Below are 10,931 nucleotides of genomic sequence, written 5' to 3'. Positions count from 1 at the left end.
AAGTATTTCACAAATATTTATAATAATTCTAATCAATAATTACTTATTTACACCATCAATATATACAATTACATTCTCAGTTGTATTATTTCTCAATTCAATGTACACCTCAGCATTAAAATACAATATTTGTTGATGCCTTAATATCTCAATTTCATTATCAATTATAACCATTGTTTCACCGAAAACTGCATACATACAAATATCCTTGTTCAAATATTTTGGTATGACAACATTACCTGACGGATTAATGAAAAAAAATGATGGAAATGTATTTTCAGTTTTATTAATAATTGTTTTGAATACATCATCATTTAATCCCATAGGTGTTACATTTTTTAGTTGCATAAATATCACTCCTATTCATGTATAAAAAATTTAATAAAGTATAATAAATTTATACTCTATTTTTACAAACTTATAGCGAGGATCTCGACTTTGCCTATAAGTTTATAACTATTAATTTCCTAAAGCAACAGTAATTCATCTTCTTGTAAAGGACTATTAATTTGTTATAGTATGTAAATCTCTTTGTTGTGATAACTCTACTAAAGAAGACATTTAACACTTATATGTAATTTATCTAGTAGTATTTTATGTGTATAGTAGTTAGAACTTTTTATTAATAAATTTTGAAAACATTAGTATATATAATATAAATTATTTTTTTATTTAAATATATTTTGTTTGTCCCCATCCTCTCTAAAATATTTCCCCTTTTCTTAAAATCTTATATAAATATATATCTTATATATATTAAAAATATAAAGATAAAACTATTATAGGTTCATAAAATATAGAATAAAGCCTGCTATGACAATGTTTTTAACATGCCCTACTGTAAAAAATCATAAATGGTATGTAATGGGAGTGTGAAAATAGACTTTGTTGTATCATCCTTTCTACATAAAATCATAAAATAATACCACTATACCTACATAAAAAATGAAGAAAAATAATTCAGTAAAGAGTATATTTATTCATTCGTAAATAAGAAGACATTCTCGATATTTGTCCCCAATTTGTAGTCATTTGTACACAATCTATACACAATGATCATTATTTAATCCACTTAATTCAGTTATTCATATTTAATCACATAAAACTTGATGAATTTTAGTAGATTTACTTATAGAACCCTTATATAGCAACAATAGTATGATATTTTTATTCACAAATGATACTTTTTATAAACATATCTACTAAAAATTTAATTTTTCTTATGATTTTATGTAGAGTAAAATCTCTATTTATATAGGTATTGGATGCCTTTTCAAGTTACTATTGTGGAAATTAACAATGATGAATAACTTTTATTGTATAGAAGTGCATAAAAAAAGATTCTATTTTCAATAGAATCTTTTAGAAAAGTATATAAATGGATCTAATAGAAAGACTTTGAATGATAGAGCCAACACGAATAGCCCTCTACTTTGATTTTTTTCAAATATAGAGAGCTGAAAATGATTACATTTCTTCCATTACTTTTAATACCTGTTCAGTTGATTTTACTTGAATTCCAGCACGTATCAGCTGTTCCAAGGCACGTATAAAGGTAATTAAATTTATGCTATCAGGTACTTCAATTACCCTTAGCTTTTCTTTTGGTAATTTATCTATCTTTTCAATGAACAATTCACGTACATCACTAGGAATAAAGCGTTCTTTATGTCCTTTTATTTTTAGAAGTTCACGCATTTCTATTTCTAAAGCCATATAAGCATTTAGATTTGCACCTTGTTCATAAGCGTATTTTCTAAATAATGTTTCTTCTTGATATCTTAGATAATTACGATGGTAAGATTCCTCTGTAACAGGTACGGCAAATTTGTTCTTTAATAACTCAAATGTTTTACGGAACAGCTTTTTGATGCTTCGGCGAGAGTACATAGAGAAATGCAATCCGAAATCAAATATAGCTTGCTCTTTTTGTTTTGCTGGTACGTGCTGTGTAATAAGAGGATAAATGCCTTCTTTAGCTGCGGTATCAAGAATATGATACTGTGATGTTTGATTCAGTAATTTTTTCAGTGTATATACTAACTTACTTGGATATTTTTCAGTGCGATCAATCATGTCACGCAAACTATGTATTACACTACGAATTTGTCGATGACAGGTATTTTTAAGTACATGAATAAATTTATTCATGTCTCGTGTAAATTCCCCAATATGCATTTCTTGTAGTGTAGATTCAATAAATCGGGCTTTACGGGCATACGTAACCTTTGGAGTAAAAGGATCACGATACTGTAGTTCGCCTGATTCTTTTCCACATAAGAAGTCTGAATGAATAGATAAAAATAAAGTCGTGTATTTTTTCTTGTTTTGAATCCCTTTTTGTAGTTTACAGATTTTGAATAGTGGAGTTCCTGTACAAGGGAATACAGTAGTTAGTTCTTTCATAACTGCACGAATTTGATGTGGATACTTCTTATGTAGAAAGCGGTACATCCCACCAAAGTGAGTCTTATTACCTCTTTCATCCTGTTTGTCTAAAGAACGTTTTAATGTAGTTTCTCTATGCTGTTGCATAGCAATATCTAAGAATAGCTTCTTAGATGCTACTGAAAGTTCAAAGAAAGCTTTTGTAAAGACTACAGGACTAATGTAAACATAAGGATTTGCTTTTTCTGTTTCTTCATTCATAAAATGAGTTATTTTAATGGTGTATCGACTATCTAATTCATTTTCAATCGTAATAATGTTATGTAGGCTTAATTTTTTTAATGCAATATAGAATTGAGAATGCTGTATACATGCCAATTCTTCTTTGTATTGCTTATAGTCTTCCCAAAGCATATGTACTGTTACGTTTGGAATAATACCATTCGTATAGCATTTTTTATGTAGGTAAAGAAATACTTCAAGATCTGCATTTGTAATACCGTACAATTTATGTTTTCTTCCCATTGTCTTTGAAATAGTATGACGTGAAAAAGATGGCTTTGCTTGTGCAACAAATCCATCGATATCCGCAATACGTTCTTCATACGACATTTGATTAATAATATCTTCAAGGTATGTATCTTTATAGCTATAGTATTTTCCTTCCAATGCATCAACAAGTGCTTGCCAAGATTTTAATGTAACTATAACCGCATTAGTAGATTGTCCATCTAGACTACGTTGATTACGAATAACAAATGATTTGCTCATCTTTTTCACCTCCTATACAAATTAAAATATACATATCCGCACAATATAAAATATACCGATTTTAATTATAGCAAATCAAAATTTGATGAAATGGGCCCCTTTAAGAGCCAACATGAAAAAATGAAATATACGTTAATCCCTTTCATATCAAGGGGTTTCGGGTTTTGTCCTATTTTTTTTATGGACATGATATCACTATGGATTTTCATGTTCCGAATAAATAAGAAAATGAGTTGTAAAATCCTAATAAACGTTGTTCTAATGGGGTTGGAAGCTTATTTTCAAAAAATATAAGGGACATCATAGGGCTGTGGATTTTCATATTTCTATTTATTATAATTCATATGAAAATCATCAATAAACATTGATATTAAAGGGATTTATATGAAATTTGGTATTTATAAAAGGAACGTGATACCGCTAGGAGTGATTCATCTCTTTAGATAGAAAGGGACATGATACCGCTATAAATTTTCATGTTTTATAATTCCCTGAAATTTGAGAAGATGTTGTATAAATGTATGGTATATAAGGGGTTTAGGAGGATTTATGAAACAAGAAAGGGACATGATACCGCTATAAATTTTCTTGTTTCATACCTTGAATATAGAAGAAACCCTTTTGTATCAAGGGTAAAAAAGATTATGAAAAAAATATATAGTTTAATTTCATGAAACATTTAAGACTGGATTTTTTCATGTTTTAGTCAAAAGGGACATGATACCGCTATAAATTTTCAATTTGTATGCAAACTTTAATGAGTATTACCATATATACAAGGGCAATTTTTAAACATGAATAACCTAGCTTTTTCATGTTTAATCAAAAGGGACATGATATCGCAAAAGAATTTCATGTTTCAGCTAATTCCTTGAAAAATATTAGGTTTCTTATAACGTCTTACCTTTTCCAAATGGATACAGTCTTGTATAATCAGTAAAAGAAGTGGTTATAAGCATACGTGCTAGATTATCACTAAAGGATGGTTGGATAGAACTTACTGTATTCTTTTTTATTTTCATGAATAGGAACATCATAAGGCTATATAGATTTAAGTTTAAATCATTCTCAATTGTAAATTAAATAAGGAGAAGGATGTATATGGATAATGTTCTACAATTGTTTAAAGATGCATTAGTAATATCAGCACCTATCTATAAACATAATGAACAATTGTGGTATAAATGGAATGCTTATTACTTAGAAGTTAAAGAAGATACTAGTAGGATCGTAACTTCGGACTATTTTTCCCCATCATTTTCAATGCTTGTACAGTGGCTTGAACAGCAACAAAAAAAGGGAATCTCCTCTTTGGAAATATTCACCAACATAGAAGCTTACCAAATTGAAATTGATGTGGCGATAGGATTATTTGTGGAGCAAGAGTTTTCAAGAGCTAACAATGAAACCGTGCAGGAACCAAAGGAATCTAATACAAGTTTAGAGCACGAGAATTACTATGAAGTGAATAATTCTGCGGTTTATTATAAATTAAGAGATGGCATAGCAAAGAATCAATTTGAAGAAGATGAAAATACAAAGTTGAAATCTTATCCAATTGAAACGAAAGATAGTAGTGGAGTTGCACAACTATCTTCACATAAAGATGAAGATTTAAGATTAATAAATATTGAAGAAGCTGCTCGTTGGAATACATTGGTTGATGGTGTAATGAGTAATATGGATGATTTAACTGCTGACTGTTTAGATGCAATTACTATTCAGTGGTTAAAAGAGGCAAAGTCTCCTGATGAATTCATAGATTTTTCATATAATCAGGTATTAGAAATGTGTAGCATACCTAAAGCAAAGGCTAATAACACAGAATATTATCGAGCAGAAGATAAAATAAAGGTTGCCAAACGTATTGCTGCCTTAGCAAGTATTTTTATCTATTTAAATGATGATAATGAGGTAGTTGTATTAAATGATCGAGCTGAAGCAGGTAAACATTATGAAGTAAAGCGAGAAGTTATAAAGAGGCTTTTTGTATTAGATTCTGTGGTACTCTGGAGAGATACTAACACTAACGAATATATGGGGATAGAATCTTGCAGGATTAAGCCAGGGAGCTTCTTATCAAGTTATTTATATGGTTCTAGTAGTACAACGGCACTATTATCAAAAAAAGCGTTAGAATATAATAGTTATAGACATAAATATCATAAGAGATTGATTCGTTATTTAACTTGGCAATGGAGAATTCGTCAAATGTTCTCTAGTTTAAAAAGGCCTTACTCTATAGGAGGAGATAAGGGATTACTGGCTGTCATGGGTATAAATCAAAATCAAAAGCCAAATCGTATTCGTGAACAGTTAGAAAATGTTCTTATTGATTTAGAGAAGGAAAAGGTAATATCACATTGGGAGTACAGTGAAGATTTAAAAGAGGAAATGTTAACAAAGAAGAATTGGTTTAAGAACTATTATGCTCAGTTAGGTATAATAATTTTACCGCCGAAAGAATTAATGAATTCAATAGAAAAAATAGCGAAGAAAAAAACAGTAGAGATCATACAAGAAGAGTCTCCAGTGAAAATAGAAAATAACACTTTAGATGTGGATGATTATGAAAATTCAATTAGAGAAAAAATATCATTCTTCCATATGAATAAAAATATTACAATGCGAGAACTTTCAAAAGAAATAGGTATATCACAACCTACCCTTTCTAGGTTTTATAATAAGAAAACAAAACGCCTTTCAGGCACGGCTAAAGATAAATTAAATCAGTGGTATAAAAGACAAATTATTATTGATAAGATGTAGAAAAACTTAAATCCATGATAAAAAAGAGTCCCTAAAATAGGGACTCTTTTTTATCATGGATTTATAACGTTAGTTACCAAATAAATTGGCTGTATCCAGGTCTTCATATTCATCTTTAAGTACCGCTTTTTCAGCTGTTGATTCATTTTCTATATGTGTATCTTTAGAAGTAGAATTTTTTTCATTAGATGAGATTATTCTATTTGAATCGGCTACCTCTTCTTCATTTGCTTGGCTTTCTTTTTGAATAGTAAGGTTTGAATTATTTAAAAGTATACGCTTAACATCATTTAAAAAGTCTTTATCTTGAAGTAAAATTTCTTTTTGCATTTGTTGCTGTATCTTATAATCAGCCACGTCTTGTAATCCGTGTTTATCAATAAAATAGCAAACAAGTTTATACAAAGAATCGGCTATATTGCTTTGTGACTCGAACCATTTAAAGAATTCTTCATTCTCAATCTTCTTGAGGTTCCAGAAGAAGGATTCTCTTTTTTTGTCGGACATACTATTTCACCTTTTTTCGAGAAAGAATTTTCTTGATAATTTGCATCCCCTTAGCATTCATATCTACAGCGTATTTCTCTGGAATCCACAATAAGTACATTCCAACTCGCTCACAATACTCTAATAATTGATTATATAATTCATCTTTAAAAGTAATACTTCCCCCACCATACACACATAAAACTTCAGCTTCACTGGCTGTATTGTTTACATATTTTTCATCTGTATCTTCTAGGATTAGTTCAGCTTGTTCCACTTTTGTAATATTAAAGTGGGTTGTTGCCTCTTCATGGTATTTATGATCTATATCTTGAAGAATCTGAGAGAATTGTTGGCGTTTAATGTTTGTGCCACGTTCTTGATTTAATAATTTTACAGCTTCTTCTGTAGCATGACCGACACCACGTCTTTCACCGCTACAAGCATCAATTACAGGATTCACGCCAACTGTATAGATATACTCAGTTGTTCCATCCCCAATATCAGAATGTAAAATCTTTTTGTTTTTAAAGAAGGAGCCGTCAATTTTTTTGATTTCAAGTTTTTTTGCATATAGTTTAGTGAAATCAGTAAACATCTCCTCTTCCCCTTCAAGAATTGCAAATAACGGAGGAACACCCTCTTGTGTAATGTTTGCACTATTAAATGTTAAGCTCACCGTTACCTGCTCTTCTCCTACATAAACCACTACAACATGATTTGAATTAGTAAAACGTTGTTCTAAATGTTTAGCGTTTACGGGTGTCCATTGGCTTGCTGGGATAGCTGAAATAAGGTCAACAGTCACATTGATTGATTGTGGCAGTTGTTCTGTTCGTTCCCATTCAAGTTGAACTGATTTGTTTGCGATTAATCCTAGCATATTAATTAGTGGTAAATCATCATTGTATTTTTGACCGACTTTAATGTTCATGTTTTTAGGGTTTTTACCTGTTAACATCGCACGATTTCCAATGAAATACATCCCGGATCTTCGAATTGATTTACTAGCAATATTCACGAACATATTATCTACTAAATTAACTACGTTTTTTTGGATGTTTGTCTCTGTAACATTAGGCATTGAGTAAACACTTTGATATACATTTTTCATTTTTATGTATTCACCATTGATGTAACCTTTAAATGAATCGTTCCCAATATCACCTTCTATGTCTATATGAAGAGTTTTGCCTTTTAAACTTGCCATTATACATCACCTCTATGAAATTTATTTCTAATTTATATCTAATAAATATATTATAATCTATAAAACCTTTAACAACAAGGGTTTTATAAGGTTTATGAATAAAAAATATAATTAAAATATAAAATAGATATAAAATAAATATAAACTAGATAATAAATCGAGATGGGTTGGGTTATTTCAGGATATTTCTGGTCCTTTGTATTTTTAGATATATATTAGATATCCTTTAAATATCCATGAAATATAAAAATCGTTATTGGTGGGAGGAATACGTTTGTCGAAGATGCCTTTTAAAATATCATGTTGTTTCTATGGTTTACGGATAGACTATTGATGATATATTTTGGGAATCCAAGGGATATCTAGTGGAATGAGGTATACATTTTAATCAGGAGGAAGAAAATTAGAATGCAAATAAGATTAATTACGAATATGACTTATACATACTTGAATAGTTAAAATGGTTAGCCGAATAAACGTTATAAAGGTGTTATTTCGGTGTTTGATATTATGTGAACGCTAGGCGTTATTAATGCGTTAAACCCCTTTAAATCAACGATTTCAATGTTTTTTATAAACAAATAGCTGATAAAAGAAATGAGATTGGAAGATTAGATGTTTTTTGGTGTAGTAACGCATTGAAAGACGGTTTTAAACTGAAATCTCTATTATATAAGTTTGTTTTTGAGTATTTTGATGATAACTATAACTAAAAGACTAAAAAAGTAGTATGCAAATTAATTCTCTACATATCAAGTTACAATATGTATTTTTGTTGTATATTTTCTATTTGTATCTGCAGCACTCCTTTAAAAGAATAGAGAATCTATGAAATTTGATTTGAATATAAAAATTGAACAGGATTAATTACAGATTCATATATATTTGCTAAACAAACGTTATTATGGTGTTTATCTGGCGAACTTAGCAGATGAACACAAGGCGTTTTTAAAGCGTTAAACATTGTAATAGCAACATTTAAAGGTGGTTTTAAAGAGAAAATGGTTTACGTAATGATAAAACCTATAAATTTATTTTTCGAGCTCAATAATAAAAAAAGAAGTCTGTATAGGCTGTAAAGAATTTCAATTGAAGTATTTCTATATAAAAAATCACATAGATATCAAAGTAGTCTCTACATACATACTTAGATCATAGTGGCAATATAAAGCTATGTTGAAAAGGTGTTTTTTTAGGAGATCCATTGGTAACATACTTTAAAAAATAAAACTTCTTTCTGAAGCAACTAATATAATATGATTTAGGGTTGGTTATATATCTAGGCTACTGATTGGTTGGTATACTTTTACTGTTTATAGTAGGAATGTAGTAATTGATTCTCCGTGAACGCATAGCGTTCACGGAGAATCGCAGGAATGCTGGCTTAAAGTTTAAAAGTAAGATATTTAAATAGATAATGAATAACCTTTATTGCTCTTGTTTTATTTTTGAAATTAACTCTAAATTTTTATGGTAAGACATCAAATTTTTTAACCAAAATTATATATTTAAGTTTCTTAAGTTACATTAAATACAATAGTTTTATTATATGAATGTTTTAGAAGTGTTAATTAGGCGTTGTTATTTTGTAATGGGGCCTACTTGAATCAATTTTTAGTTGCATATTAATTAATTGGATGTTTTTGATGGATAGAGCAGAAGCTTTGGTAAAGAGATAATATGAGTGTAATTTAAAAGAATCTTCTTTTTTATATAAAGAGATTCAAGATAGAAATCTTAGTCCGGAGAGAAGTACGATGGATATAAGCATATGTTTTTTGAAATGAATTACTCTAGTCCAAACAAAATAAAATTCTACAAAAGAAACAAACGAACGGAAGTATGGTTATAATAGGTGATCAAACAAAAATATCTATAATCTATAGTGGAACGCTGTTTGCAAAGCCTATGAATTAGTGCGACTGTTAGATGATACATAAAAGAATTAATGAAAATTGGTACTTCTGTTGAGAATGATGTGGGATTAGGAATTAAAGAAGTCTTTTTATTTATAAAAAAGCTAAATTTGTTCCAACAGTAGAAACTAGCTAATAAAAACAAAACGTATTCTTTTCAGAAGAACGAATGATACTTTGAACTGGCATATGTAGTCTAAAGAAGGCAATAATTTTTTGATGTATCTTAGATATAATTTCAATAACGTTGGAGTCGAAGGCAAAATGTAATGAGGAGAAAGTTATAGTTGTATTTAATCGCATGCTTTAGGCACTTATTTTAGAGGTTTTACGAATGAATTGTTCATTATTATGGCATATTCCATAATAGATATATTAATCAAGGATTAACTAAAAAAATAAATCAATTCATTTCTAGCTTTACAATATAATTATAAAAAAATAGAAAAATTTTATAATGGGATTTATGAGTGTAAAGAAAGTTACTATCACACACTGAGGGTTTCATGAACGTTATAAAAACGGTCATGAAACCCTCAGAAAATATTTTTAACACTACTAACATTTTTTTGTATAGGATGTATTTAATATGAGAATACTATTTATGTGAAACTGTGACCTCTTAACAATATTGCGATCTATTTAATATATGAGATTACTGTTTTATCCTGTTTTTCATAATTTCGTCAAGCATAGGACGATAGTTTACAATTGCAATTAGTTTTCTGCAACCAACATCCTATCTTAAGAATTCATAAAAAGCAATATCTACAATTATATGATAACAAGCCAAGCATTTTGGGCTTACGTCAATTGGCATACACCTACCACGTTCACATTTTTGAGGAAATAGTTCTTTGTCAGAGATTGATAAAATTTATGCAATAATTTTGAGAATGCTACTTTTAAGCAATTATGCTTTTAAATGATGTTACCAAATCGAAGACGTTATAAATTTAAATTATTAATCCTAACTATAATCTATAAAGGTTAAGTGAATATTTTAAGGTATCGGGATTCTTGGAGAATCTAAACGTTATCAAAGTGTTATTTTAGTGTTTATTTTCACGTGAACGCTATCCGTTATTTTACCGACTAATCCCTTAACTACAACGTTAGGAGTTATTTAAAGAGCGTTATAACTAACAGATGTATGAATAAATAAAATAAGTATTCATATGATGTTTTGTTCCATTTGAATGATAAAAATAATATATATTTATATATATAAATTAGTATTCTATATATTATTTAATTATTATAATATATTGTTTTTATAACTAGTACTAAATGTTATAAAAACAATTTCAACTAAATGAAGTAAAAATATATCGTATTAAATTCTTTAAACAGGGATCAACTTGCAAGAAGCAAAGCATAATCTTCCAAGG

At 29.0% G+C, this 10,931-nt stretch carries 5 protein-coding genes; 1 reads left to right on the top strand and 4 read right to left on the bottom strand.

Annotated features, from left to right (window positions below; translation table 11 throughout):
• Positions 1-39: 39 nt before the first annotated feature.
• Together ACUN13_RS29200 and ACUN13_RS29195 are read right to left on the bottom strand one after the other, a co-directional pair.
• Positions 40-348, bottom strand: coding sequence for a hypothetical protein (locus ACUN13_RS29200; protein WP_001176239.1), 309 nt, complete (start codon positions 346-348; stop codon positions 40-42).
• Positions 349-1,467: 1,119 nt separating this feature from the next.
• The gene (locus ACUN13_RS29195) at positions 1,468-3,159 is read right to left on the bottom strand and encodes a hypothetical protein (RefSeq protein ID WP_341723349.1); all 1,692 of its coding nucleotides are present in this window, start codon (positions 3,157-3,159) and stop codon (positions 1,468-1,470) included.
• 1,101 nt (positions 3,160-4,260) lie between these two features.
• Between ACUN13_RS29195 and ACUN13_RS29190 the strand changes: the two genes are divergently transcribed.
• On the top strand, positions 4,261-5,928 hold the full coding sequence (locus ACUN13_RS29190; RefSeq protein ID WP_098023422.1) for a helix-turn-helix domain-containing protein: 1,668 nt from the start codon (positions 4,261-4,263) through the stop codon (positions 5,926-5,928).
• 69 nt (positions 5,929-5,997) lie between these two features.
• Here ACUN13_RS29190 and ACUN13_RS29185 read toward each other — a convergent pair whose 3' ends face one another.
• Together ACUN13_RS29185 and ACUN13_RS29180 are read right to left on the bottom strand one after the other, a co-directional pair.
• The gene (locus tag ACUN13_RS29185) at positions 5,998-6,435 is read right to left on the bottom strand and encodes a hypothetical protein (RefSeq protein ID WP_061660634.1); all 438 of its coding nucleotides are present in this window, start codon (positions 6,433-6,435) and stop codon (positions 5,998-6,000) included.
• A 1-nt stretch (position 6,436) separates the two neighbouring features.
• Positions 6,437-7,624 carry a ParM/StbA family protein gene (locus ACUN13_RS29180; protein ID WP_000157618.1) on the bottom strand — a complete coding sequence of 396 codons (1,188 nt, stop codon included), beginning with the start codon at positions 7,622-7,624 and terminating at the stop codon, positions 6,437-6,439.
• Between the last annotated feature and the right edge of the window lie 3,307 nt (positions 7,625-10,931).

Source organism: Bacillus cereus group sp. Bce041, from assembly GCF_052646455.1.
The sequence above is the reverse complement of the archived record's forward strand: the minus strand, read 5'-3'. Positions and strand labels throughout refer to the sequence as shown.